Origin of the sequence: Rhizobium sp. H4, assembly GCF_003013335.1 — a bacterium.
In the GTDB taxonomy this organism is placed as follows: domain Bacteria; phylum Pseudomonadota; class Alphaproteobacteria; order Rhizobiales; family Rhizobiaceae; genus Rhizobium; species Rhizobium sophoriradicis.
In genome coordinates this window covers 117,411-141,394 of the sequence record NZ_PSOW01000004.1, presented here as the reverse complement: position 1 = coordinate 141,394, position 23,984 = coordinate 117,411, and the positions used below count along the sequence as shown (strand labels likewise).

Annotated in this window: 21 protein-coding genes and 1 pseudogene; 5 read left to right on the top strand and 17 right to left on the bottom strand. The window is 61.2% G+C overall.

What is annotated here, in order from left to right:
- Positions 1-15: 15 nt before the first annotated feature.
- From glgX to C4N04_RS07520, 9 genes are all read right to left on the bottom strand, one after another.
- Entirely contained in the window at positions 16-2,172 is a 2,157-nt protein-coding gene (gene glgX, locus C4N04_RS07565; RefSeq protein ID WP_106795726.1) for a glycogen debranching protein GlgX, read from the bottom strand.
- A 100-nt stretch (positions 2,173-2,272) separates the two neighbouring features.
- On the bottom strand, positions 2,273-3,067 hold the full coding sequence (locus tag C4N04_RS07560) for an SDR family NAD(P)-dependent oxidoreductase (RefSeq protein WP_077989711.1): 795 nt from the start codon (positions 3,065-3,067) through the stop codon (positions 2,273-2,275).
- Between the two features lie 149 nt (positions 3,068-3,216).
- On the bottom strand, positions 3,217-5,133 hold the full coding sequence (locus C4N04_RS07550) for a sugar phosphate isomerase/epimerase and 4-hydroxyphenylpyruvate domain-containing protein (RefSeq protein ID WP_106795724.1): 1,917 nt from the start codon (positions 5,131-5,133) through the stop codon (positions 3,217-3,219).
- Between the two features lie 23 nt (positions 5,134-5,156).
- On the bottom strand, positions 5,157-5,606 hold the full coding sequence (aroQ, locus tag C4N04_RS07545) for a type II 3-dehydroquinate dehydratase (protein WP_040111411.1): 450 nt from the start codon (positions 5,604-5,606) through the stop codon (positions 5,157-5,159).
- A 1-nt stretch (position 5,607) separates the two neighbouring features.
- Positions 5,608-6,717 (bottom strand): Gfo/Idh/MocA family oxidoreductase, encoded by a 1,110-nt coding sequence (locus C4N04_RS07540; protein ID WP_106795863.1) that lies wholly within the window; start codon positions 6,715-6,717, stop codon positions 5,608-5,610.
- A gap of 123 nt (positions 6,718-6,840) precedes the next feature.
- Positions 6,841-7,602 (bottom strand): amino acid ABC transporter ATP-binding protein, encoded by a 762-nt coding sequence (locus C4N04_RS07535; protein WP_179363834.1) that lies wholly within the window; start codon positions 7,600-7,602, stop codon positions 6,841-6,843.
- A gap of 31 nt (positions 7,603-7,633) precedes the next feature.
- On the bottom strand, positions 7,634-8,476 hold the full coding sequence (locus C4N04_RS07530; protein ID WP_106795723.1) for a transporter substrate-binding domain-containing protein: 843 nt from the start codon (positions 8,474-8,476) through the stop codon (positions 7,634-7,636).
- A 41-nt stretch (positions 8,477-8,517) separates the two neighbouring features.
- Positions 8,518-9,168, bottom strand: a complete 651-nt coding sequence (locus C4N04_RS07525) for an amino acid ABC transporter permease (RefSeq protein ID WP_040141044.1) — start codon at positions 9,166-9,168, stop codon at positions 8,518-8,520.
- A 5-nt stretch (positions 9,169-9,173) separates the two neighbouring features.
- The gene (locus C4N04_RS07520) at positions 9,174-9,842 is read right to left on the bottom strand and encodes an amino acid ABC transporter permease (protein WP_040111647.1); all 669 of its coding nucleotides are present in this window, start codon (positions 9,840-9,842) and stop codon (positions 9,174-9,176) included.
- Between the two features lie 399 nt (positions 9,843-10,241).
- Between C4N04_RS07520 and C4N04_RS07515 the strand changes: the two genes are divergently transcribed.
- Positions 10,242-10,949: a TetR/AcrR family transcriptional regulator gene (locus tag C4N04_RS07515; protein WP_051649946.1), complete on the top strand. Its 708-nt coding sequence runs from the start codon at positions 10,242-10,244 to the stop codon at positions 10,947-10,949.
- Positions 10,950-10,971: 22 nt separating this feature from the next.
- Here C4N04_RS07515 and C4N04_RS07510 read toward each other — a convergent pair.
- The 5 genes and pseudogenes from C4N04_RS07510 to C4N04_RS07490 all read right to left on the bottom strand — a co-directional run.
- Positions 10,972-12,066: pseudogene (locus tag C4N04_RS07510) on the bottom strand (MFS transporter); the annotation flags it as partial.
- Positions 12,067-12,192: 126 nt separating this feature from the next.
- A complete protein-coding gene (locus C4N04_RS07505; protein ID WP_077989715.1) occupies positions 12,193-12,675 on the bottom strand; it encodes an N-acetyltransferase in 483 nt (160 codons plus the stop codon).
- Positions 12,676-12,718: 43 nt separating this feature from the next.
- Positions 12,719-13,924 (bottom strand): 3-oxoadipyl-CoA thiolase, encoded by a 1,206-nt coding sequence (gene pcaF, locus C4N04_RS07500; protein ID WP_096762934.1) that lies wholly within the window; start codon positions 13,922-13,924, stop codon positions 12,719-12,721.
- A gap of 10 nt (positions 13,925-13,934) precedes the next feature.
- Positions 13,935-14,624 carry a CoA transferase subunit B gene (locus tag C4N04_RS07495; protein WP_040141038.1) on the bottom strand — a complete coding sequence of 230 codons (690 nt, stop codon included), beginning with the start codon at positions 14,622-14,624 and terminating at the stop codon, positions 13,935-13,937.
- The gene (locus tag C4N04_RS07490) at positions 14,621-15,328 is read right to left on the bottom strand and encodes a 3-oxoacid CoA-transferase subunit A (RefSeq protein WP_096762933.1); all 708 of its coding nucleotides are present in this window, start codon (positions 15,326-15,328) and stop codon (positions 14,621-14,623) included. The genes C4N04_RS07495 and C4N04_RS07490 overlap by 4 nt, the downstream gene beginning before the upstream one ends.
- A 152-nt stretch (positions 15,329-15,480) precedes the next feature.
- On the opposite strand from C4N04_RS07490, the gene C4N04_RS07485 reads away from it, so the two are divergent.
- Positions 15,481-16,239, top strand: coding sequence for an IclR family transcriptional regulator C-terminal domain-containing protein (locus C4N04_RS07485; protein ID WP_096762932.1), 759 nt, complete (start codon positions 15,481-15,483; stop codon positions 16,237-16,239).
- Positions 16,240-16,291: 52 nt separating this feature from the next.
- Here the strand turns inward: C4N04_RS07485 and C4N04_RS07480 are convergent, their stop codons facing one another.
- On the bottom strand, positions 16,292-17,836 hold the full coding sequence (locus tag C4N04_RS07480; protein ID WP_106795722.1) for an acid phosphatase: 1,545 nt from the start codon (positions 17,834-17,836) through the stop codon (positions 16,292-16,294).
- 196 nt (positions 17,837-18,032) lie between these two features.
- Between C4N04_RS07480 and C4N04_RS07475 the strand changes: the two genes are divergently transcribed.
- Complete coding sequence (locus tag C4N04_RS07475) at positions 18,033-19,316, top strand: cytochrome-c peroxidase (RefSeq protein ID WP_096762930.1); 1,284 nt, start codon at positions 18,033-18,035, stop codon at positions 19,314-19,316.
- 57 nt (positions 19,317-19,373) lie between these two features.
- On the opposite strand, the gene C4N04_RS07470 is transcribed toward C4N04_RS07475, so the two are convergent.
- Both C4N04_RS07470 and C4N04_RS07460 read right to left on the bottom strand, forming a co-directional pair.
- Positions 19,374-20,054 (bottom strand): hypothetical protein, encoded by a 681-nt coding sequence (locus C4N04_RS07470; protein WP_009991298.1) that lies wholly within the window; start codon positions 20,052-20,054, stop codon positions 19,374-19,376.
- A gap of 504 nt (positions 20,055-20,558) precedes the next feature.
- Entirely contained in the window at positions 20,559-20,843 is a 285-nt protein-coding gene (locus C4N04_RS07460) for an immunity 53 family protein (protein WP_077989722.1), read from the bottom strand.
- A gap of 322 nt (positions 20,844-21,165) precedes the next feature.
- Here C4N04_RS07460 and C4N04_RS07455 point away from each other — a divergent pair, with 322 nt between their 5' ends.
- Positions 21,166-22,092, top strand: a complete 927-nt coding sequence (locus C4N04_RS07455) for an ArsR family transcriptional regulator (RefSeq protein ID WP_199852448.1) — start codon at positions 21,166-21,168, stop codon at positions 22,090-22,092.
- Between the two features lie 209 nt (positions 22,093-22,301).
- Complete coding sequence (locus C4N04_RS07450; RefSeq protein WP_106795720.1) at positions 22,302-23,810, top strand: alpha-N-arabinofuranosidase; 1,509 nt, start codon at positions 22,302-22,304, stop codon at positions 23,808-23,810.
- Positions 23,811-23,984: the final 174 nt, after the last annotated feature.

Below are 23,984 nucleotides of genomic sequence, written 5' to 3'. Positions count from 1 at the left end.
GCTGTTGACGACCTGCTATTTGCCGCGACGGCCGAACTGGAACCACCGGCGGCGCTGGGCTTTACTCGCCCCCTCTGGCGGCTGGGTCTGGCCTTTCGGCGCAAAGACGGCCAGGCTCTGGGTGTAGACCATGACCGGATTGTCCTGATCGTGCACGTCGAAGGCCCCGGTCTCCGCGCCGGTGTCTAGAACCCGTGACCACTCAGTCAACCCGTTCACCTCCGGCAGATGCACTTGGCAATCACCGCCAGCGTTGAAGACGAGGAAAAGATCGTCCATCGTCTCGGTATCCGGCGCATGCGCGCTTTTCGAGAGGTACACGCCGAGCACCTGCAATCCGTCGTCGTTCCAGGCCACATCATCCATGAAACCACCGTCCGGCTTGTACCAGGCGATTTCGATGCGCCCATCCTCACTCGTATCTCCGGTCAGGAACCGCTCCTGCCGGAGCACGGGATGGGCTTTGCGGAAGGCGACGGCCTGCCGGCAGAAATCGAGGAAGGGATCCTCGAGCCCGTCCCAACCCGTCCAGCCGATCTCATTGTCCTGGCAATAGGCGTTGTTGTTGCCGCCCTGGCTGTTACCGAGCTCGTCGCCGGCCAGGATCATCGGCACGCCCTGGGACAGCATCAGCGTCGCCATCATGTTGCGGCGACGGCGTGCCCGGGCCGCATTGATATCGGCATTATCGGTGGCGCCCTCCACACCCATATTGTCGGAATGATTGTCCGAATGGCCGTCGCGGCCGTCCTCGCCGTTCGCCTCGTTATGCTTGCCGTCGAAGGAGACGGTATCCATCAGGGTGAAGCCGTCGTGGGCAGACAGAAGATTGATCGAGGAGGTTGCCCCCCGGTCCGAATGGTTGAATTGCAGCGCCGAGCCGGTGATGCGCGCCGCCAGTTCCGACACCATGCCGCCGTCGCCTTTCCAGAACCGGCGCACATCGTCGCGGAACTTGTCGTTCCATTCGCGAAAAGGGTGCGGGAAACCGCCGACCTGATACCCGCCTTCGCCGATATCCCAGGGTTCGGCGATCAGCTTGACGCCCGACAGGATTGGATCCTGACGGATAGCGCCGAAGAACAGACCCTGTCGATCGAACTCCAGGTCCTGACGGCCGAGCGTGCTGGCGAGATCGAAGCGGAAGCCGTCGATGTGCATGACCCCCACCCAATAGCGCAGGCTATCGAGCACCATGCGCATCACCATGGGATTGGCAACGTTCAACGTATTGCCGGTGCCCGTCGTGTCGAAGGTATGGCGCGGGTCGTCTGGAGAGAGGATGTAGTAGCTCGCATTGTCGAGCCCGCGGAAGGACAGCGTCGGCCCCTTCTCGCTGCCCTCGGCTGTGTGGTTGTAGACCACATCCATGATGACCTCGATGCCCGCGGCATGGAACCGCTTCACCATGGTCTTGATTTCGGTGATCCTGTCATTGGAGAGATAACGCGTCTGCGGCGCAAAAAAGCCGAGCGTCTGGTAGCCCCAGTAGTTCCTCAGCTTTTTTTCCAGCAGATAACGATCGTCGAGGAAGTACTGGATCGGCAAGAGCTCGATTGCCGAAATGCCGAGCTTGACGAGATGGTCGACGATCGGATCGCTGCACATGCCGAGAAAGGTGCCGCGCAACCGGTCGGGCACCTTCGGATGCGTCATCGTCAGGCCGCGCACATGCGCCTCGTAGATGATGGTGTCGGGCCAGGGGCGGCGGATCGCCTCTTCACCCGCCCAGTCGAAATCAGGATCCTGCACCACGCTCTTGACCATGAAGGGTGCGCTGTCGCGCTCATCGAAGGAAAGATCGTCCTCGCCGATCCGGTAGCCGAACAGCGCGTCGTCCCATTTCAGGTCCCCCGTTACCTGCTTGGCATAGGGATCGAGCAGCAGCTTGTTCGGATTGAAGCGATGGCCGGCCTGCGGGTCGTAGGGCCCGTGGGCGCGATAACCGTAGACCGTGCCGGGGCCGAGGCCGGCAATATAGCCCGACCAGATATCGCCCTCGCGTTTGGGCAGCGGCAGCCGCGCGATCTCGTTCTTTCCGTCGGGGGAGAAGAGGCAAAGCTCGATCTGTTCCGCATGGGCTGAGAAGACGGCGAAGTGGGTGCCTGAACCAATATATTCCGCCCCGAGCTCCGGTTTGAGGAAGTCGAGTTCCGAAAATGAAAAGCTCATGGTGCCCCGCTTGAAAATATGGCCAAGCGGGAAACGTGACGGCGGTTCGAAAGTTCCCTGCGGCGGGGCAAAAGGAAAGAGGCCCCTCCGGAGAGTATGGCTAGGGCATCAGCTGGCCGCCATTGACCTCGATGATCTGGCCCGTGATGTAGCCGGACAGCGTCGGCGAGGCGAGAAACAGATAGGCGCCGACGCAATCCTCGGAGGTGCCGACGAAACCCATCGGGATCGACTTGCGCTGCAGCTCCATCTGCTCGTCATTGGTATAACGCTCGTGGAAAGGTGTCGCGATGACGCCCGGCGCCACGGCGTTCACACGGATCCGGTCGGCGACGAATTCCTTGGCATGGCCGCGCGTGATCGTCGAGACGAAACCCTTCGACGCCGCATAGAGGATCGCGCCATTGCCGCCGCCGTTGCGCGCCGCGATCGAGGTGGTGTTGATGATGAAGCCGCCCTGCTTTTTCAGCCAGGGATGGGCCGCACGCGTCGCAGCCAGCACCGAGCGGGCGTTGAGATCCATGACAGCCGCATAATGCGCATCGGTATATTCCGAAGTCGGCTTGCGCCCCAGCATGCCGCCGGCATTGTTGATCAACCCGTCGAGATGGCCGAAGGTCTTCGCCGTCTCCTCGACGACCCGCTCCGTCTCGCCTTCCCGCGACACGTCGCCCTGGATCAGATGCACGGTACCGCCGACCGCGCGGATCTCCTCGGCGAGCGTCTCCGCCGGTTCACGGCTGGCGTTGTAATGCACGCCGACCTTGGCGCCTTGTGCCGCAAAGGCGCGGGCGAGCGCCGCACCGATGCCGGTCGAGGCGCCGGTGATCAGCACGGCTTTCCCAGATAGATCCGGCAGTTTGATCGATGCGAGCAATTGAGCAAGTTCTGTCATGGCTATGAAGCCTCCCGAGAAACCAAGGACATAGGTGATGAAACAGGCACGGGAAGTCTATCAGCCGAAATCGGCGAAGAGCAACGCACGAAAAGGCGAGAATTGCATGAGAGGTCCGACCGACACCGCATGCATTGCCGGTGGGAAATTCAGGGGTGCAAGTCACGGCGAACCTTCGCGACCGCCGGCAGTCCCGGCGGCCTTAAATGTTTCCTCAGCGCGGCAATCCTGAAGATGGCATTGGCGGCGCCATAACCGCGGTAACCGCGCCGCTCGACGATCTCGAAGAACAGTCCCTCGCCATGGGTCGGGCTGTAGAGCTGGAAATATTCGCCGGCCTCGTCGCGGTCATAGAGGATGTTGTTGGCCTTGAGGCGTTCGGCGAATTCGGCATCGAGGCCGAAGCGGGCTTCGAGATCGTCATAATAGTTCGGCGAGATCGAAAGCGAGACGAAGCCGTTGGCGGCAAGGGCGGCGGCGGTCGCGAAGATGTCGTCGGTCCTGAAGGCGAGATGCTGGATGCCGGAGCCGAAGGTCTCGGCGATGAAGCGGCCGGCGAGCGTGTTGCGGTTTTCCGCCCCGTTCATGGTGATGCGCAGCGAGCCTTCTACATTCTCCACCACCTGGCTACGGACGATGCCGGAGGGATCGACGATATCGACCATCGGCGTCTTCTCGGCCTCGACGAGCGAGGTGTAGAAGAGCAGCCAGGTCAGCAGTTCCTCGTACTTCATCGTCTGCGCCATATGGTCGATCGATTGCAGCCCGGCCGGCTGCAGCGCGGCATCGTCGTCGATCGCATCGAATTCGATCTCCCAGATGCGGGCAAGCTCGCTCTGTCGGTCGAGGAAATAGAGGACACCGCCACCAACGCCACGCACCGCCGGCATCTCGATCTCGCCGGCATCGAGCGCTTGCTCGAAGCGTTCCGCCCCGAGTGCGACGGCGCGCTGCAGCGCCGCCTTGGCATCGTCGACCATCAGGCCGGCGGCATAGGCCGAGGTGCCGTGCACGGCATAGGAGGCGCTGGCAAAACCCTTGCGTTCGGTGTTGACGACGAGATTGATCGCGCCCTGGCGAAAGACCGTCACCTGCTTGCTCTTATGCCTGGCCGCCTTGCGGAAACCGAGGCTTGCAAACAGCGCCTCGAGCGCCGCCGCCTCGTCCTCGTCGGCCGTGAACTCGATGAAGGCGATGCCCTCGACCTTGGCGCGCGGCGGCATCGCCGGCACCGGCAGCGCGCTCTCCGGCTGCTGGCGCTTCACCTGATCGCTGAGATAGATCAGCGAGCGGCGGCCATCGACCGCGATCGCATTGGCAGATCCGCCGCGAAACTGGTCGTTGAAGATCTCCAGCGACAGATAGCCGTCATAACCGGTGGCGGCGACCGCCTTCATGAAGTCGAGCACCGGCAGGTCACCTTCACCGGGCATGTTGCGGAAGTGCCGGCTCCAGTAGAGCAGATCCATGTCGATCAGCGGCGCATCGGCGAGCTGGATGATGAAGATCTTCTCCTTCGGGATCGAGCGGATCGAATTGACGTCGATCTTGCGCGACAGCGTATGAAAGCTGTCGAGGATCAGGCCGATATTCGGATGATCGGCCCGCCGGACGATCTCCCAGGCATCGCGGTGATCGTTGATGTGACGGCCCCAGGCAAGTGCCTCGTAGCCGACGCGCAGGCCGCGCCTGGCGGCGCGCTCACCGAGTTCGTGAAAATCGGCCGCCGCCCGGTCGAGGCCACCGAGTGCGGCCGGCGAGACGTTCGAACAGACCAGCACCAGGTCGGTGCCCATCTCCTGCATCAGGTCGAACTTGCGTTCGGCCCGGTCGAAGGTACGGCTGCGCAGCGGCTCCGGCATGCCTTCGAAGTCGCGGAACGGCTGAAACAGCGTGATCTCCATGCCGAGATCGCGCACCATGCGGCCGACCTCCTTCGGGCTCTCGTCGAAGATCAGCAAATCATTCTCGAAAATCTCCACCCCGTCGAAACCGGCCTTGGCGATTGCCTCCAGCTTGTCGCTGAGGTCGCCGCTCAGCGAGACGGTCGCTATCGATGTCTTCATCGGCGTGATCCTTCCGATACGCGTCAAGTCGTCATCGTCTTGGCGACGAGCCGCGCGGCCGCCTCGAGTGCGAGCTCATAGCCATCCGGCCCGAGGCCGCAGATCACACCGGTCGCCGCAAAGGAAATGTAGGAGTGATGGCGAAAACTCTCGCGCCGATGCACGTTGGTGATGTGCAGCTCGATGATCGGGCCCTCGAAGGTCTTCAGCGCATCATGGATCGCGAGCGATGTGTGGGTATAGGCGCCGGCATTGATGACGATGGCGTCGGCGGCGTGGCGGGCCTCATGGATCCAGTCGATCAATTCACCCTCGTGATTGGACTGCCGGAAGACGACCCCATGCTTTCGCCCTGCAGGGCTCCCATGACACATGGTTTCGATATCGGCGAGCGTCGTTCTGCCATAAATATGCGGCTCCCGCTGGCCGAGCAGATTGAGGTTGGACCCATTGAGAACGAAGATCGGTTTCATGTCAGGATGCTTTCCTTGGATTCGTATCTTGGGAGGCCGGCGGGTATTTCCCGGCGGCGAGCGCCTCGTAACGATCATCGAGATCGACCCTCCTTCCCGATGCGGCAGCCTCGGCCACGGCAAGCGTCGCGATCAGCGTTCGCGCGCCATCCTCGACGGTGAGCAAGGATTCCGCCTTGCCGAGGACGACATCGCGGAAATGGTCGAGCTGGGCGCGGTAAGGATCGATGGAGCTTGCAAAAAGCCGCTGCGACTGGATCGGCCTGTTCCAGTTCTGGCCGCCATCCGCCTGCGCCCAATGGACCAGGCTCGGGAATTCCAGCGAACCGCGACTGCCGACGAAGCGGTAGCTGCTTTCTCCGCTGAACGGAAATTCGGCCGCTTCACCGACGCCCTGTTCGGTCGTCCAGGGCGAAACAGCACTGTCGCTCGCAAAGACGGTACCGATGCAGCCTGCGTCGAATTCGAGCAGGGCGCCGGCCGTATCCTCGACTGGAAATTGCCGCTGGCGGCTTGAGGAGATGGCGCTGACGCCTCGGATCTCGCCGGCGGTGTAGCGCAGGAAATCGATCTCGTGGATGAGGTTGATCAGGATCGGACCGCCGCCCGACTGGGTGCGCCACGGCGCGATACGGAAATAATCATCCGGCTTGTAGGCCGCCCAGATGGCGGAGACCCCGACAAGATTGCCGATCAATCCGTCCCCGAGCAGGCGCCTCAGCGTCTTGACCTGATCGTGATGGCGGCGGTGGTGGCCGACAAGTGTCCGGACCTTGTTTGCGCGCACCTCCAGAAGCAGCTCGGCAGCACTTTCGAGCGTATCTGTGACCGGCTTTTCGATCAGCATATCGATCCCGAGACGTGCGCATTCTATGCCGATCGACGCATGGCTCTGATTGGGCGAAGCAATGATGACCGCCTGCGGCCGCGCCTGGTCGAGCAATGATCTGTAATCCCCGAAGACCGCGATGCCGGGATATTGAGCCGAGACGGCATCGCGATCGAGGTCGGCGATGCCGGCCAGCTCGAAATCGGGATGCTCGATGGCCTTCTTGATGTGCTTGCGGCCGATCAGGCCCGCACCGATGACGCCGATGGAAATATTTGCCATGCTTTCAACCATTCCGTTTCAGTCACATGAAGTCTGCGGGCACGCGCGAGGCGACTGCCTGCCAATGGCTTTTCGAGATTTTTCGAGCGGCGTGTCGCCGTCGAAGCAAAGGCCTCGTCCCGCTCAGTGCCCGAGAATCTGTCCGAGAAAGGCGCGGGTGCGCTCGTTCCGGGGTGCGGTGAAGAATTCCTCGGGAGGCGCCTCCTCGATGATTTCGCCGTTCGCCATGAAGATCACGCGATCGGCCACAGCGCGTGCAAAGCCCATTTCGTGAGTCACGCAGATCATCGTTCGCCTTTCGCCGGCGAGCGAGACCATGGTGTCGAGCACCTCCTTGACCATTTCGGGATCGAGGGCGGAAGTCGGCTCGTCGAAGAGCATCACCTTGGGATCCATGCAGAGCGCGCGGGCAATCGCCACGCGCTGCTGCTGGCCGCCGGAAAGCTGCGCCGGATATTTATGCATCTGATCGGAGATGCGCACACGCTCGAGATAGGCGCGCGCGACCTCTTCCGCCTGCGTCGCTTTCATCCCCCGAACCTTCATCGGCGCGAGCATGCAGTTCCTCAGAACCGTCATGTGTGGGAAGAGATTGAACTGCTGGAAGACCATACCGACCTCACGCCGGATAGCGTCGATCGAGGCGCCGGATTTCAACTCGATGCCATCGACGACAACCCGGCCGCCGGCAAAGTTCTCGAGATAGTTGATGCAGCGGATAAGTGTAGATTTCCCTGAGCCGGACGGACCGCAGAGAACGACCTTCTCGCCCTGCCTCACCGTCAGGTTGATGCTCTTCAGAGCATGGAAGGCGCCGTAATACTTGTCCACGGCTTCCATGACGATCATTGGATCGGCAGTGGCATTGTCCGTAATTTTCGCCATCGTATTCACGGCGTCTTCCTCATCTGCTTGGTTATTGAACGGCGAACGGGATGTCAGGCAGCGAATCCGGGAAGTCGGGCGTGTCCTGGCCAAGCCATTTCTGGTAGATCTTCTCGAGGCGGCCGTCGGCGCGAACCTTGTCGATGAAGGCGTTCAACTCTTCGACGAACTGCTTTTGGCCCGGGCGCACGGAAATGCCGTTATATTGCCGGTTGAACTGCAGTTTCTTTTCGAATTTGAAGTCGGGCGCGATCTTGGCGATGCTGAGGAAGTAAGTGTTGTTGGCACCGAGTGCGTCGACCTGACCGGAAAGAAAGGCCTGGATGGCGGTGGCATCGTCATCGAAGCGCTGGATCGTCGCCCCTTGCGGAGCATTCTTGGTCACCTGCGTATCCTGTGCCGAGGAGCGGGCAACTGCAATCCGCAGGCCCTTGAGGTCTTCCGGCGCCTTGATGTTTGTCTCCGGCTTGGCGAGCAGTATGATGTCGATCGCCGAATAGGGCTTGGTGAACTGCACCACCTTGGCGCGGTCGGGATACATGCCCATCACGGCAATCAGCGCATCGACCTTGTTGGTCATCAAGGTCGGTATACGGTTGGCGACGGCAACGCGGTTGAACTCGACCGGCACCCCGATCTCCTCGCCGAGAAGCTTGGCGAAATCGGCATCGAAGCCGGCGCTCTGATTGCTTTCGTCGACGAACCCCCATGGCGGATTCTCGCCCTGAATGCCGATCACGATCTTGCCGTTCGCCTTCAGCTCCGCAAAGCTCTGCGCATCGGCCTGGCCGGCGCCGAATGCGACGAAAAGGCCAAGGCCGATTGCCCCCACAGCCCCCCAGGCTTTCCTCAACATAGTGGTATTCTTGATCATTAGGCTTCCTCCTTGCCCTTTAGCGTGATCCCCTGCGCGCGTTAGCGGGCGCTCGCAAAGCGTTTTTCCAGCTGGAAACTGAAGTGCGACAGCGGCCAGCACAGCGCGAAGTAAAGCGCGCCGACGAGGCCGAAGACGATAAGCGGTTGATAGGTCGCGTTGGACACGATCTGGCCTGCGCGCGTCAGCTCGGTGAAGCCGATGATTGCGGCAAGCGACGTGCCCTTGACCAGTTGCACAAGGAAGCCGACGGTGCTCGGCAGCGAAATCCGCAGCGCCTGCGGCAGGATGACGTAGACGATACGGCTCCGGTATCCGAGCCCGAGCGCCCTGGCCGCCTCATCCTGCCCCTTCGGCAGCGCCATGATGGTGCTGCGCCAGATTTCGCCGAGATAGGCGCTCGCATGCAGCGTCAGGCCGGCGGCCACCGCGATCCAGGCATTGACCGTGATGCCGATCAGCGGCAGGCCGTAATAAATCACAAAGAGCTGCATCAGCAGCGGCGTGCCCTGAAAGACGATGATGAAGGCTGCCGCAGCGCCTCGCAGCGCCTGCAATGGCGCGGTGCGGATCAGGGCGATGCAGAGCCCGCCGCCGGCGCCGCAGACAAAGGCGATGGCTGCGAGCAGGATCGTCCAGCGGAAAGCTTCGAGCAGGATGATGATCTGGTTGAGGCCGAGTGTCTGAACCATTGCCGTCACCGTGTCGGATAGGAGAGAAGGCCGCGCTCGATTGCGGCGAAGAGGCCCGTCAGCATGGCGGACATTCCGAGGTAAAGTCCGGTCAGGGTCAGGTAGACCTCAAAGCTGCGAAAGGTCGTCGATTCCAGCTCCTGACCAATGCTGGCCAGCTCCATTGCCGATATCGAGGCGACCACGCTGGAGGTCAGCATCAACAGGATGAACTGGCTTGCGAGTGCGGGAAAGCTGACGCGCAACGCCGGGCGCAGGATGATGTAGCGGAACACCTGGAAACCGTTCAGGCCGAGCGCGCGGCCTGCCTCGACCTGGCCCTGGTGGATCGATTCCACCCCGCCGCGGATGATCTCGGCGGCATAAGCGCCGCCGTTAAGACCGAGTGCCACGACAGCGGCCGTATCGGGCGCCAGTCTGACGCCGATCGACGGCAGGCCGAGATAGATGAAAAAGGCCTGAACCGGAAAGGGGGTATTGCGGATGATCTCGATGAAACCTTTCACGAGCCAGACAAACGGCCCGAACCCGGTCCGGCGCAGGGCAACACAGAGAAGGCCGATGGCAAAGCCCATCGCCATTGCCTTGGTCGAGATCGCAAGCGTCAGCCAGCATCCATAGAGAAGCCGAGGCCACGCGTCGAAAATGACGCTGAAGTCGAATTGATAGCTCACCGTGAGCCCCTCCCGAGCCGCAAGCGCCTTCTCCATCCCAGGCGCCTGCGTCCAAATGTTCATCTTGGTACAAAGATAGTCAGATGATCGAATATCTGTCAACTCCTCGACCAGGTTAACTGACTTGCCCTATAATCCGATTTAATTCAGGGATTTATGCGCGTGTCTTGCTAATTTTGAGTTTTGTTTTGTACATTTTTTTGGACCGGCAGCGATAGTTTTGTCACTCCTAAAATGTTCGAACTGGTTCAAAATTGCGAAAGATGCTGCAGGAGAATCCAGCACTCAAAGGAATTGGATCGGAGGAGAGCTTTCGGAATGTTCGGGGACGACCATACTTGCAAAGCGGGCCAAAGGTCGCGATAAGGGCGATTACATTTGGCTGGTCAGTGAGGAACCATGGCTGAAAGTGGGGGTAAATCCGCCAAGTCGCAAGCGACGCAAAAATATCAACGGCAGCAGCGCTCCAACGATCCCGATCAGACCCGCGCCGATATTCTCGAGGCGGCGGAGGACCAGTTCGCCCGGCGCGGTTTCGCCGGCACGACGATCGACAGCATCGCGCAGAAGACCCGTCGCAGCAAGCGAATGATCTATTACTATTTCAATTCGAAGGCGAAGCTCTATGTCGCCGTGCTCGAAAATGCCTATGCGCGCATCCGCGTCGCCGAGGCGAAGGTCAATCTCGGGGAGGACGATCCCCGCCAGTCGCTGAAGAACCTCGTGGACTTCTGCTTCGATTTTCACTTCGATCATCCCACATATGTCAAATTGATCGTCAGTGAAAATCTCAACGAAGCAAAGTACCTGACGGCTTCTTCGCTGGTCGGCGAACTGCACCGGCCGATTCTGCAACGCATCGATCAATGCCTGCGTCTCGGATATCAGAAGGAACTTTTCCATCAGGTCGTTACGCCGATGGAAATCCATATGACGCTGAGCGGCCTCTGCTTCTTCAACGTTTCAAACCGCGCAACGTTCTCGGCGATCTTCGACGTCGACATGACGTCCGCGGCCGCCCGGCGCGCCCGCAAGCAGCAGATCCTGCTGACGATCCTCGGGCGGCTGAACACGACGATGCAAGGCTTCGTGTCGGATTTCTCCTAATGATCGATCCTCGGGCGACCTATGCTCCCAGGATTCGCCAACTCACGAAGACACTCCGAACGCCGGCTGCGGCAAGGCTGGAGAGCATCGTCGCCGCACCGAGCACGGTGCCGATGATGCGCTGGCCGAAATATTCCCGCGCCAGGACCGCATAGAGCGGCATCACGCCGCCATAGGCACTGCCGAAAATGATGGCGAGTGCGTAGAATTCGCCGAGTTGGCTGACGAACAGGTAGGTCGCGAGTGCCGCCGCCTGCACCAGCAAGCCGGCGACGAGCACCGGCTTCACGCCGATCCGGTCGGCAAGGCTGCCATAAAGCAGCCGGCCGCCTAGCCCCGCCAGGCCCTCGACGCTGTAGATGCTGACGGCGGCCATCGGAGCGACGCCGCAGATCGTCGCATAGTTCACCATGTGGAAGATCGGCCCGGAATGGGCCGCACAACAGGCAAAGAAGGTCAGGCCGAGTACGATGAATTGCGGCGATCGGAAGACCTTCGACAGCTGAGGCCGGGCGCCTTCCACGGCAAACTCGGTGCCGGCATCGGCGGTCTCGGCAGGCGCGCGCCGGACCAGCAGGGCAGCCGGCAGCAGCAGCACCCATACGGCAACGCCGATGATCAACATCGCGGGCCGCCATTCATAGGCGGAAATCAGCCAGCGCGCGAATGGCGAGATCGTCATCGGCGCGACGCCCATGCCGGCGGAAACGAGCGACACGGCAAGCCCGCGATTGACGTCGAACCAGGCGGTCGTCGCCGCGATCATCGGCGCGAAAAAGGCGCTGGCGGCCAATCCGACGAGCATGCCGTAGGTCAGCTGGAACTGCGTGAGCGTCTCGGCACGGCTCGCCAGCACCAGCGCCAGACCGAGCAGCACGGATCCGATCATCACCACGATCCGCGGACCAAAGCGGTCGCTGGCTGCACCCCAGAGGAAGCCGCCGAAACCCATGACGATGAAGTTCAGCGTCATCGCGCTGGCAATGCCGACATGCGACCAGCCGGTGGCGCTCGCGATCGGCTCCTGGAAAATCGCCAGCGAGAACATTGCGCCGATTGCCACGCAGGACATCAAAGCGCCGACGGCGACGATGACCCAACGATAGGGAACTCTCATGGCTTCCAACCTCCATGCCGACAGTGATCGCGACGATGCGGCCGGCTTGCCGCATCTCGCCTACGATCAATGACGTTTGGAGCGCTGCGATTTCGACACCGCCCTCAGATCTTTTTCCGTACGGTCCTACAGAGTTCGAAACATCACCAGTGCGTCGACATAACCTTGCGTGGGATGGAGGAAGACGCCGGGAAGCCGGCCGACGATGTCGAAGCCGAGCGATTGCCAGAGCTCAACGGCGCGGCGATTGCTGCTGACGACGAAGTTGAACTGCATAGCCCGGAAGCCCCTGGTGCGGGCATGCTCCAGCGAATGTTCATGCATGCGGCGGGCGACGCCACGGCCGCCGGCTGCGGGATCGGTCATATAGCCGCAATTGCAGACATGGCGCCCGCCGCCGGCCTGATTGGCCTTGATGTAATAGGTGCCGAGGATGCCGCCGCCCTCTTCCGCGACGAAGGTCTCGCGGTCCGGCCCCATCCAGTAGGCGAGCGCATCGGCTTCCGAGAGATCGCGGTCGAGCGCATAGGTCTCGCCGGCACGGATCGTCGGGCCGATGATCCTCCAGATGGCACTTCGGTCGTCGCTGTTTGCAGGTCGGATCAGCATGCCAGGTTTCTATCGAAGCTGGCCGCGGCGCGCAACGGCGCGCTCAAACCCTTTCGAGCGCGATCGCGATCCCTTGCCCGACACCGATGCACATGGTCGACAGCGAATATCGACCGCCGGTCTCTTGAAGCTCGAGCGCCGCCGTGCCGGTGATGCGAGCGCCTGACATGCCCAAGGGATGGCCGAGCGCGATGGCGCCGCCATTGCGGTTGACCCGCTCGTCGTCATCGGCAATGCCGAGCGCGCGCAGCACCGCCAGCCCCTGGCTGGCAAAGGCCTCGTTGAGCTCGATGACATCGAACTTTTCCTGGGTCATGCCGAGCCGGGCCATCAGCTTGCGCGAGGCGGGAATCGGCCCGACGCCCATCACCCGTGGCGGAACGGCGGCCGAGGCGCCGCCGAGGATGCGGGCGATCGGCGTCAGGCGGTATTTTCGCGCCGCGGCTTCCGAAGCGACGATCAGTGCGGCCGCGCCATCGTTGACGCCGGAGGCATTGCCTGCCGTCACCGTGCCGCCTTCCCTCTTGAAAGGTGTGGCGAGTTTCGCCAGCGCTTCCATCGTCGTCGCGCGCGGATGCTCATCCTTGTCGACGACAACCGGATCGCCCTTGCGTTGCGGGATGGTCACCGAGGTGATCTCCTTCGCCAGCCTTCCGCTTGCCTGCGCCGCCGCTGCCTTCGCCTGGCTGCGCACCGCAAAGGCATCCTGGTCCTCGCGGCTGACATGATAGTCCTCGGCGACGTTCTCACCGGTCTCCGGCATGGAATCGACGCCATATTGCTTCTTCATCAGCGGGTTGACGAAACGCCAGCCGATCGTGGTGTCGTGGATCTCGGCGGCCCGGGAAAAGGCCGTCTCGGCCTTCGGCATGACGAAGGGCGCCCGTGACATGCTTTCGACCCCGCCAGCTATCATCAGCTCCGCCTCGCCGGCGCGGATGGCGCGGGCCGCAGTGATCACCGCATCCATGCCGGAGCCGCAGAGCCGGTTGATCGTCGTGCCCGGAACGGCAATCGGCAGACCAGCGAGCAGCGCCGACATGCGCGACACATTGCGGTTGTCCTCGCCCGCCTGGTTGGCGCAGCCGAAAATCACGTCGTCGACGGCTTCCCAGTCGACCGCGCCGTTGCGCTCCATCAGCGCCTTCAGCGGGACGGCGCCGAGATCATCGGCGCGCACCTGCGAAAGCGCGCCGGCGAAACGGCCGATCGGCGTTCTGACATAGTCGCAGATAAAAGCTTCGGTCATGGCTTTCCCTTCAGAGCTTCGGAACGATGAGGTCGGCAACCGGCCCCTCGATATGCAGCCGCGCGCCGGTCATCGCCTGCAATTCCTCCTCAGACATCGCAGCCAGCTTCTCACGCAGGACGAAACGTCCGTCGACGATGTCGATGACGGCGTGGCTGGTGTAAACGCGGGTGATGCAGGCCACACCGGTCAGTGGAAAGCTGCACTTTTCCACCAGCTTCGGCTCGCCCGTCTTGGTGACGTGCTCGGTGATGACGCAGACCTGCTTGGCGCCGTGCACCAGATCCATGGCGCCGCCGACCGCAGGCACGCCCTTGCTGCCCACCCGCCAGTTGGCGAGGTCGCCGTTCTCGGCAACCTGATAGGCGCCGAGGATGGCAACGTCGAGATGGCCGCCGCGCACCATGGCGAAGCTGTCGGCGTGATGGAAGAAGGCAGCACCCGGCTTCAGCGTCACCGCCTTCTTGCCGGCGTTGATGAGGTCCCAGTCTTCCTCGCCCTCGGCCGGCGGCTCGCCGAAATTCAGGATGCCGTTTTCGGTATGAAAGATCGCCTGGCGGCCGGGCGGCTGATAGCGGGCGACCATTTCGGGAAACCCGATGCCGAGGTTCACATAGGCGCCGTCGGCGATATCCTGGGCGGCGCGCCAGGCGATCTGCGCGTTGGAAAGCTTGATGTCTTCTCTGGTATCGACGGTCATACGTAGGCCACTCCGGCTCGAATGAGCTCTTCTTCCTGCTGCGGATTGGCAACGGCGACGACGCGGTCGACGAAGATGCCGGGGGTCACCACATGCTCGGGATCGATGCCGCCGGCCGGCACGATCGACGAGACCTGGGCGATGGTCTTTTGCGCCGCCATGCACATCAGCGGATTGAAGTTGCGGCCAGCCTTTTTGTAGGTGAGGTTGCCGTGGACGTCACCGATCTCACCTTTGACGATGGCGAAATCCGCCTTCAGCCAGCGTTCCTGCACGTAATGACGGCCGTCGAATTCGGCGATGACCTTGCCGTCCGCCAGTTCAGTGCCATAGGCCGTCGGCGTGTAAAAAGCCGGAATGCCGGCCCCGCCAGCGCGGATGCGCTCGGCCAGCGTCCCCTGCGGCACCAGCTCGAGCTCAATTTCGCCGGCCAGATATTTGTCGGTGAAAGCGCGCGGATCCGACGAACGCGGGAACGAGCAGATCATCTTCCTGACCATACCGGCATCGATCATCGCCGCGATGCCGATGCGGCCGTTGCCGGCATTGTTGTTGATGACGGTAAGGTTCTTGGAGCCCTTGTCGATCAGGGCATGGATCAATTCGATCGGCGCGCCCGAGCCGCCGAAACCACCAATCATCACCGTCGCGCCGTCACCGATCTCGGAGACGGCCTGCGCCGTGCTCCCGACTGTCTTGTCCATGCCGGATCTCCTTGGCTCGATCGCCCAGACACCTGCCTGTCCGATCCTCTTGCTCAGATAAAGCGCAGCAGGGTCATATCGCAAGAACATTTGTGCGCTATTTGACATTTGTTCATATATCGCACATAATGGAAGGATGGATTGGAGATTGGATGCGCGAAACGGATTTTGTCAGCGGCTTTGCCCGCGGCCTGAAAGTCATCGAAGCCTTCGGCGAGACGCGGCAGCGGCTGTCGATCGCCGAGGCCTCGAAGCTGACGGCGCTCGACCGCGCCACCGTGCGCCGTTCGCTGCTGACGCTCGCCGAACTCGGTTATGCCGATTACGACGGCAAGTTCTTCACGCTGACGCCGAAGATCCTGCGGCTCGGCCATGCCTATCTCTCAGCGACGCCGTTGCCGGCGCTGTTGCAGCCGCATCTCGATCATCTCTCGGAACGCGCCGGCCAGAGCGCTTCGGCCTCCGTGCTCGACGGCATCGAAATCGTTTATGTCGCCCGGGCCTCGCAGCGCCGGGTCATGTCGATCAATCTCACCCCGGGCAGCCGCCTGCCGGCATATTGCGCCTCGATGGGCCGGGTGCTGCTGGCTGCCCTTCCCGAAAGCGAGGCTCGCGCCGTTCTCGCCCGCAGCGAATTGAAGCAGAACACTGCGAAGACCAAGACCGACCCAGAGGAGCTCATCGCCGAGTTCCGCCGCGTGCGCGCCGAAGGTTACGCCATCATCGATCAGGAGCTGGAAATCGGTCTCTGCTCGATCGCCGTTCCCGTTGAAAACGATCGCGGCGAAACCGTCGCGGCGATCAATATCGGCGCGCCGGCCGCCCTCGTCCCGGCGGCGGAGATGAAGGCGCGCTATCTGCCATTGCTGAAGGAAACGCAGGCCGCATTGCGGCTGCTCCTGCATCGGTGAGGGTGCGGGCGAGGTAGCGGCCCCGTTCGGCGCCGGGGGCCGCTTCCGGTCGTCAATGCGTCAGGTCGAGCGCGGCAGTGAGGTCCCCCATCGCGGGACGGCCATTGTCGGCCAGCGCCTTGTCGCGAGCGACGATGCCCGGCAGCACCGGCAGATCGTAGCGCGCGGTGATCAGGCGGATGATCGACGTCGTGTCGTACTGGGTATGATCGACCGTGCCGCCTTTGGCGAAGGGCGAGATGATGAAGGCCGGAATGCGGTTGCCCGGCCCCCAGCGATCGGCCTTCGGCGGCGCGACGTGATCCCAGAAGCCGCCATTCTCGTCATAGGTGACGATGACGAGCATATGGCCCCATTGCGGGCTCTTCTCCAGATGCGAGACGATATCGGCAAGATGCTGGTCACCGCTCGAGACGTCGGCGTAACCGCCATGTTCATTGAGGTTGCCTTGCGGCTTATAGAAGGAAACCGCCGGCAGCTTGCCTGCGTCGATATCCCTGAGGAAGGCCTCGCCGGCAAGGCCGCCATCCTTCAGATGCTCGGCGCGTGCCGGCGTGCCGGGCGCGAAATTGGCGAAATAGTTGAAGGGCTGATGGTGGAACTGGAAATTCGGCACCGGGGTGGCGTTCTTGCCGTCAAGGGCTGCCTGCCAGGCGCCGCTATACCAGGCCCAGCTGATGCCTTTCTGCGACAGCAGGTCGCCGATGGTCACCGCATGCTGCGGCGGCAGCGTTGTCGCCGCCGCCGGATCGGCATAGGCCGGGTCACCGTCCTTGGCCGGCGGATTGGCGCTCGGCTGGTAGGGCGGCTGCATGGTGTTGACGGCGTAGAAGTCCGGCGTCAGCGTGCCATCGGAAACGAATTTCGGGGCGCCGTCCAGCGCCGATTTCGGAGCGTTCTCCGCCACGGTCAAGGAAACGCCATCGGCATCGACCTTGGCGATCACAGGCCTGGCCGGGCTCTTGTCGGCATCCGGATAATAGGGCGCGCAGGCGCAGACCAGGGCGAAGTGGTTGAAGAAGGAGCCGCCGAAGGCGCCTTGGAAGAAATTGTCGGCAAGCACGTATTTCTTCGCTACCTGCCACATCGGCAAGATGGACCCGTCATAATGGCCCATGACCAGGCTGCCGGCATCGGCCCAGGCGACGAACTTGTCGTTCTTGCCGCCGTCGATCTGCATCTGCTCCTGATAGAAGCGGTGCCAGAGATCGCGGGTGATGACCGACGGTGCCTGCGCGAAACCCTGGGGATCGTCGATCGCGAAAGCGGCATTTGCGAGATGGGCCGATTGCGCCTCGGTGATGGCAGGCGTTACACCCTTGGCGGTCAGCCCGCCCCAGGCCGGCGGCAATTCGGCAAGCGGCTTGCCGTCGCGATCGAGCTGGCGGGCCTGCTCGGCGCTGACATTGGTAAGACCATCGGCGCCGGGAAAGCCGCCATAGAGATTATCGAAGCTGCGGTTTTCGGCATAGATGACGACGATATTGTCGATCTTGTCGTAACCGGCAGGCGCCGCAAGGGCCGCCGTCGCCATGGCGAGCGGCACGATCGCCGATCCGGCGAGACAGATTGATTTGAGGAGCTTCAGTCTTTTCACGGCTATGGCCTCATGGCTAGGGGGCGTTGGCTAGAGGGAGCGGAGACCGCTCGGGCGCATCGACGCTAGTCCCGCCGTCTATCAACTTTGTGACGTCGGGCTTGCCGCGATGTCGCAGGAGAGGCTCCGTCATCAATTTGTTGCAACGAGGTTCGATCATAGTGGGAACCAGCGCTAAGCTATTGGAATCCCCATCATGACAACAAAGACGTTCAGGCTCCTGCGCCCCGGTCTGGCGATCGGCATCGGTGCGGCAGCACTCTGTCTGGCCATTCTGCCGCTGCGGCAAAGCAGCGCGGCGGCCGGTGTGCATCCCGGCCCGATGTCGCGCGCCGAAGCCTTTGCCCGAGCCGAAACGCTGGCCGCGCTCGGCCGCAAGATATTCTTCGACCCGTCGCTGTCGACCTCAGGGTCGCAGGCATGCTCCTCCTGCCACGACCCGGCGCACGCCTTCGGCCCGGCATCGGCCGCGCCGGTTCAAACGGGCGGCAAGGATATGAAGCAGCCCGGGCTGCGCGCCGTGCCGGCGCTGCGTTATCTGCAGGCGGTGCCGTCCTTCAGCGAGCACTTTTACGATTCCGAGGACGAGGGCGACGAAAGCGTCGACAACGGCCCGACCGGCGGGCTGACCTGGGACGGCCGGGTCGATCACGGCGCTGACCAAGCGAAGATCCCGCTGCTCTCGCCCTTCGAGATGGGCAACAAGGATGCAGCCGATGTGGCGGCCAAGCTGCGCAAGGCGCCCTACGCCGGCGACATCAGGGCGGCGTTCGGCGAAACGGTGTTCGACAATCCCGATGACACTTTCGACGCCGCCGCCGAGGCGCTAGCCACCTTCGAGCAAAGCGGCCCGGACTTCTATCCCTATTCCAGCCCCTACGACGCCTTTCTCGCCGGCAAGACGACGTTGAGCGCGCAGGAACTGCGCGGCCGCCAGCTGTTCGAGGATCCTGCAAAGGGCAACTGTTCGAGCTGCCATCTCAGCGAACCCGCCAATGACGGCGAGCCGCCGCAATTTTCCGACTTCGGATTTTTCGGCCTCGCCGTCCCTCGCAACATGGCGATCCCGGCCAATACAGACCCCAGCTATTACGATCTCGGCCTCTGCGGCCCGCAGCGTACCGATCTTGCCGGACACAGCGAATATTGCGGCCTGTTCCGCACGCCGACGCTGCGCAATGTCGCGCTGAAGAAGAGCTTCTTCCACAACGGCTATTTTCACACACTGCGCGACGTCGTCTCCTTCTACGCCACCCGCGACAGCGACCCCGGCCGCTGGTATCCCAAAAATGCCGGCGGCACGATCCGCAAGTATGACGACTTGCCGCAGGCCTATTGGGCCAACCTCAACCAGGATCCGCCCTTCGGCAGGAAACCGGGCGACGCGCCTGCGCTGACCGACCCCGAAATCGACGACATCGTCGCCTTTCTTGGGACGCTGACCGATGCCGATCTGCAGCCGGAGGTGAGTGGGCATTGAAGCAATCGCTGAATGGCAAGGTTACCGGAAAATTTGCCGAAATATCAGAGGATAAGCTCATCTTTCTTGCCATCTGGCGAGGCGATCACGCAGCGTCAGCGAAAATTCAACGATATCGAATATAAAGCTGTCCTCTCCGGGAAAGTCTGTCCTGATCTGATGGATCTGCTTACCTTCGCGGAGGCGACGAATGATATCGAGGCCTCGAACGGCACGTCTTAGGCTAGATTCGTTCCAAAAATCATTGCTGAGGGGGTTGGCGAACCGAGGCTCGCGGCGACCGGCTCCAGTCGCGACCATCCGGGAAAAGTCCTCAAACGTCTCATCGGATGTACGGGTGGCCCATCCAATGACGGCCGACCTCACGTAGAGATCTGTGTCTAACAGGCACTTGGTTAGCGCCTTCGCCACCGCTTGTTCATAGTAGGCTGAATTTTCGACATATTCGACGAACGCCCGGCGACAGGCTGGGAGGGCGTCATCAGCGAGCATTGTTGCAGCTACATTCAAGCCCTCAACCTCTCGCCCCAATTCACTGATATAGTTTGCGCCGCGGAGACGGTCATGCGAATTCTCTGAAAGAAGAAGGTTGATGAGAGGCTCTAAGTCAATTCCTTGCCGCCACCTTTTGAGAAGAGATTGGGTGGCCTCATACTTATTTTCATGACTGGAATTCCTCTGCTGGATGAGGCTCAGAAGTTCGAGAGTTGATCGCCGAGACAAATCGTCGCTGTTCATCGTTGGCCCCAGTCCTTGCCATTACACCTCCTGGCACATGAAACGATCAATCGTTAAGCCTTCGAATTTCTGCTTCGCTATACATGCCTTCGTATTCCCATGAGAAATATCTTCGAAGATTTATTTTGCAGCCATACCAGGTATCGGCGTCGCAATTGGCAATTATTGAGAGAATATTCTCCTTGAATTTGCCGTAGCTTATATGTGTCCATCAAAATCGTCTTCGTATTTCCCCCCAGAGTGTTCTTCAGCCCCTCTGTAATAACTATACATTAAAAGGCATCTGCCGCCGCAGAGCCGGCTAGTCCAATCTCTAACGATAGTTGAAACTTCACCCTGGCGGGATCCGGAGCTTCATAACCCTGCTCCTTGAGAAGATCGATTTCCCAGAATGGACCAGGCAAGTCGGCCGAGGTAAGGCTGCGCGGCACGAGGGTTATTTTTGTTCCAGTCGGCATTGACATTCAATTCCTTGCAAAGCCGCCCTCATGCTCTCAGCGGCGACTATTCCGTCCAAGCGAGGAAACATTCAATCATCTCATTGAGGTTCATTGGCCCGCCGAATGCTTCGAAAGCTTGATCATTTCTGCGAGCAACAAACCAGTCATGCTGCGATCTTTCAACTCGGATCTCCGGAAATTCCTTGTCCTGAAGGCCCGTTCCCGCGAGATCGGCTTTCATCGACCAACCAGGATTGTCGATGGTATCGATTTTGATTCCACGGTCCTCATGCCATTGGCCTACGGATTTGCGCTCGAACCAGGCGCACAGCCTTGAAATCGAATCCATAGCGATCTGCCCTCCGATCTACTACGCCGTCAGGGCGTATAAATTGTTCTAAAAATTCCTGTTTGGATATGCATTGCCCGGCGAACTTGGTGTAAGGCAGCGCAACGAGCCGCGTGATCAGTTCACGTTCATCTTCTGTCATTTGAGCCGCCCTGTGATCGGAGACCGGTGTAGCTCTACCATATCGACATATCTCTGAGATTTGCGAGCTAATCGTTGATAGCGGATGGATAACGCTACGAAAGCGCACAAATCCTGCAGCGCCCCCTCTTGATGTATCATAATTTCCGATATACATCATTTCATCGGAATCATTGGGGAAATGATGGAACGTTCGTTTTTGACGATTGCCGCCGGCGAGAACAGTGAGGCGATCCGCGCACTTTCTGCCCCGGCGCGGATCGAGATTCTCAAGCTGCTCTGCGCCAAGGGGCCGATGAATATCAACGATATCGCGCGGGCTTTGTCCCTCCCCCAGTCCACGGTCGCAACCGGCATTCAGATTTTGGAAGACGCACGGCTTGTCGACTCGCAGCTGGCAAAAGCGCGGAAGGGGAACCAGAAGATCTGCTCGGCGATCTACAGCGAAATCCTGATCAGCTTCGAGGAAAGTGCGGCCCAGCGAGCCAATAATATCATCGAAGTCGAGATGCCCGTGGGGCTCTATACGAGCTGCGACGTGCATGCGCCTTGCGGGCTTTGTTCCAGCGAGAGCGTCATCGGGCCGCTCGATGTGCCCGACTATTTCCTCGATCCGCAGCGCATGCAGGCCGGGCTCGTCTGGTTCGGCCGGGGCTATGTGGAGTATAAATTCCCCAACAATGCCAAAGTGTTGAACAAGGACATTCGGGCCATCGAGTTTTCGCTTGAGCTGTCGTCGGAGGTGCCGGGCACCAATCCCGACTGGCCCTCGGACATCACGCTCTGGGTCAACGGCATGGCGATCGGCACCTGGACGTCGCCGGGTGACTACGGCGACAAGCGCGGCGCCTTCACGCCGGCCTGGTGGAAGCTCGAGGGGTCGCAATATGGGATGATGAAGACCTGGCGGATCTCGACGCGCGGCACCTTCATCGACGGCGTCGCCGCATCGAACGTCACGCTCAGCGATCTGGCGCTCGGCCAGCATTCGTCCATTCGGCTGAGGGTCGGCATCGCCGAGAATGCCGGCCACACCGGCGGCGTCAACATTTTCGGCCGAGGCTTCGGGAATCATGGCCGCGACATCGTCATGCGGCTGCATGTCTGAATAAATGATATCGGAAATCTTGATTTGAAAAGCTCATTTATTTCCGATTTCGACGATCAACGATCTCATCCAAAGCTTTGTTATCACACAACTTTCCTGCAGTGATTCATTAGTATGATTAAACACGGGACTCGGTTGACAGAACGACATTCCTGATATCAAGTTAGGGGCAAGAAAACAAAATTCTTGATACATAAAGGGAGGATCCGTTGAAGACGAGTGTCGTTGCCCACCGCGATTTTCGCATCTCGACCATTGACGCCAGGCTCTACAGCTCGTTTCTCGAGCACCTCGGCAGAGCGATCTACGGCGGCATCTACGAGCCCGGACATCCGACAGCCGACGAAGACGGCTTCCGCCGCGACGTGCTCGAGCTGGTGCGCGAGCTCGACACGCCCTACTGCCGCTATCCCGGCGGCAATTTCGTCTCGGCCTATAATTGGGAAGACGGCGTCGGCCCGCGGTCGGAACGCCCGGTTCGCCTCGATCTTGCCTGGCGCACCCGCGAAGCCAACCAGATCGGCGTCAACGAATTCGTCGACTGGTGCAAGAAGGCCAATACCAAGCCGATGCTCGCGGTCAATCTCGGCTCGCGCGGCCTCGATGCCGCCCGCAATTTCCTCGAATATTGCAATCATCCGGGCGGCACCTACTGGTCGGACCTGCGCCGCAAGCATGGCTGGTCAAACCCGCACGACGTGAAATTGTGGTGCCTCGGCAACGAGATGGACGGCCCCTGGCAGGTCGGCCATAAATCGGCCTATGAATATGGCCGGCTGGCGGATGAGACGGCGAAGGCGATGCGCGGCTTCGACAAGTCGCTCGAACTCGTCGTCTGCGGCTCCTCCAATTCCGACATGAAGACCTATCCGCAGTGGGAGGCCGAGGTTCTCGAGCAGTGCTATGACAGCGCCGATTACATCTCGCTGCATATGTATTTCGCCAACCGCGAGAAGAACACGCTGAACTATCTCGCCCGGGCGACGAAGCTCGACCGTTACATCACCACGATCGGCGGCGTGATCGACTACATCAAGGCGAAGAAGCGCTCGAAGAAGACGATCGGCATTTCCTTCGACGAATGGAACGTCTGGTATCATTCCAACCAGCAGGACAAGGAGATCCTGGCGCGCGACGAGTGGCCGGATGCGCCGCATCTGCTGGAAGATATCTACAATTTCGAGGACGTGCTGCAGGTCGGCGGCATTCTCAACACCTTCATCCGCCGCTCCGACCGGGTGCGCATCGCCTGCATCGCCCAGCTCGTCAACGTCATCGCCCCAATTATGACCGAGGATGGCGGTGCGGCCTGGCGCCAGACGATCTATTATCCCTTTTATTACGCCTCGCGCTATGGCCGCGGCGCGGCCCTGCAGCTCGTCGTCGACGGCCCGACCTATGACAGCGACGAGGAGAACGAGGTTCCCTATCTCGATGTCTCGGCCGTGCATTCCGAGGATGGCAGGACGCTGACCTTCTTTGCCGTCAACCGCCATCCGGACACGACGCTCGATCTCGACGTGCGGCTGGAAGGTTTCGGCGCCGCCCGGCTGATCGAGCAGGTGGAAATGACCCATGGCGATCTCGAAGCCGTCAACACGGCGCGGCGGCCGGAGACGGTGGTGCCCGTCAAGGTCGAGAGCGCGAAAATCGAGGACGGACGGGTGCGGGCGCCGCTGAAGCCGCTGTCCTATAATGTGATCCGGCTGTCGGTGTGACAGCCGCCGCCGGGCAGATCGGCCCGGCCGAGAGAGTTCGGTTCCCTGCGAGGAGGCAGGTGGCCGGAGGGATGGTTCGCCGAAGCTCAAGGGCTCGCAAGCCCGGCTTCTGCGAACCGACAACCGCGACTTGCCCATGCGTGCCTTCGCGGCCGCCGCATCGTCGCTTTCAAG

Excerpts from the sequence above, each read along its gene's own strand:
- C4N04_RS07495 (WP_040141038.1), bottom strand. The coding sequence starts at position 14,624 with ATGACCGTCGATACCAGAGAAGACATCAAGCTTTCCAACGCGCAGATC.
- C4N04_RS07455 (WP_199852448.1), top strand. The coding sequence starts at position 21,166 with ATGATGGAACGTTCGTTTTTGACGATTGCCGCCGGCGAGAACAGTGAG.
- C4N04_RS07470 (WP_009991298.1), bottom strand. The coding sequence starts at position 20,054 with ATGAACAGCGACGATTTGTCTCGGCGATCAACTCTCGAACTTCTGAGC.
- C4N04_RS07535 (WP_179363834.1), bottom strand. The coding sequence starts at position 7,602 with ATGGCGAAAATTACGGACAATGCCACTGCCGATCCAATGATCGTCATG.
- C4N04_RS07460 (WP_077989722.1), bottom strand. The coding sequence starts at position 20,843 with ATGGATTCGATTTCAAGGCTGTGCGCCTGGTTCGAGCGCAAATCCGTA.
- glgX (WP_106795726.1), bottom strand. The coding sequence starts at position 2,172 with ATGAGCTTTTCATTTTCGGAACTCGACTTCCTCAAACCGGAGCTCGGG.
- C4N04_RS07515 (WP_051649946.1), top strand. The coding sequence starts at position 10,242 with ATGGCTGAAAGTGGGGGTAAATCCGCCAAGTCGCAAGCGACGCAAAAA.
- C4N04_RS07540 (WP_106795863.1), bottom strand. The coding sequence starts at position 6,717 with ATGGCAAATATTTCCATCGGCGTCATCGGTGCGGGCCTGATCGGCCGC.
- aroQ (WP_040111411.1), bottom strand. The coding sequence starts at position 5,606 with ATGAAACCGATCTTCGTTCTCAATGGGTCCAACCTCAATCTGCTCGGC.
- C4N04_RS07505 (WP_077989715.1), bottom strand. The coding sequence starts at position 12,675 with ATGCTGATCCGACCTGCAAACAGCGACGACCGAAGTGCCATCTGGAGG.
- C4N04_RS07485 (WP_096762932.1), top strand. The coding sequence starts at position 15,481 with ATGCGCGAAACGGATTTTGTCAGCGGCTTTGCCCGCGGCCTGAAAGTC.
- C4N04_RS07560 (WP_077989711.1), bottom strand. The coding sequence starts at position 3,067 with ATGACAGAACTTGCTCAATTGCTCGCATCGATCAAACTGCCGGATCTA.
- C4N04_RS07530 (WP_106795723.1), bottom strand. The coding sequence starts at position 8,476 with ATGATCAAGAATACCACTATGTTGAGGAAAGCCTGGGGGGCTGTGGGG.
- C4N04_RS07525 (WP_040141044.1), bottom strand. The coding sequence starts at position 9,168 with ATGGTTCAGACACTCGGCCTCAACCAGATCATCATCCTGCTCGAAGCT.
- C4N04_RS07550 (WP_106795724.1), bottom strand. The coding sequence starts at position 5,133 with ATGAAGACATCGATAGCGACCGTCTCGCTGAGCGGCGACCTCAGCGAC.
- pcaF (WP_096762934.1), bottom strand. The coding sequence starts at position 13,924 with ATGACCGAAGCTTTTATCTGCGACTATGTCAGAACGCCGATCGGCCGT.
- C4N04_RS07490 (WP_096762933.1), bottom strand. The coding sequence starts at position 15,328 with ATGGACAAGACAGTCGGGAGCACGGCGCAGGCCGTCTCCGAGATCGGT.
- C4N04_RS07475 (WP_096762930.1), top strand. The coding sequence starts at position 18,033 with ATGACAACAAAGACGTTCAGGCTCCTGCGCCCCGGTCTGGCGATCGGC.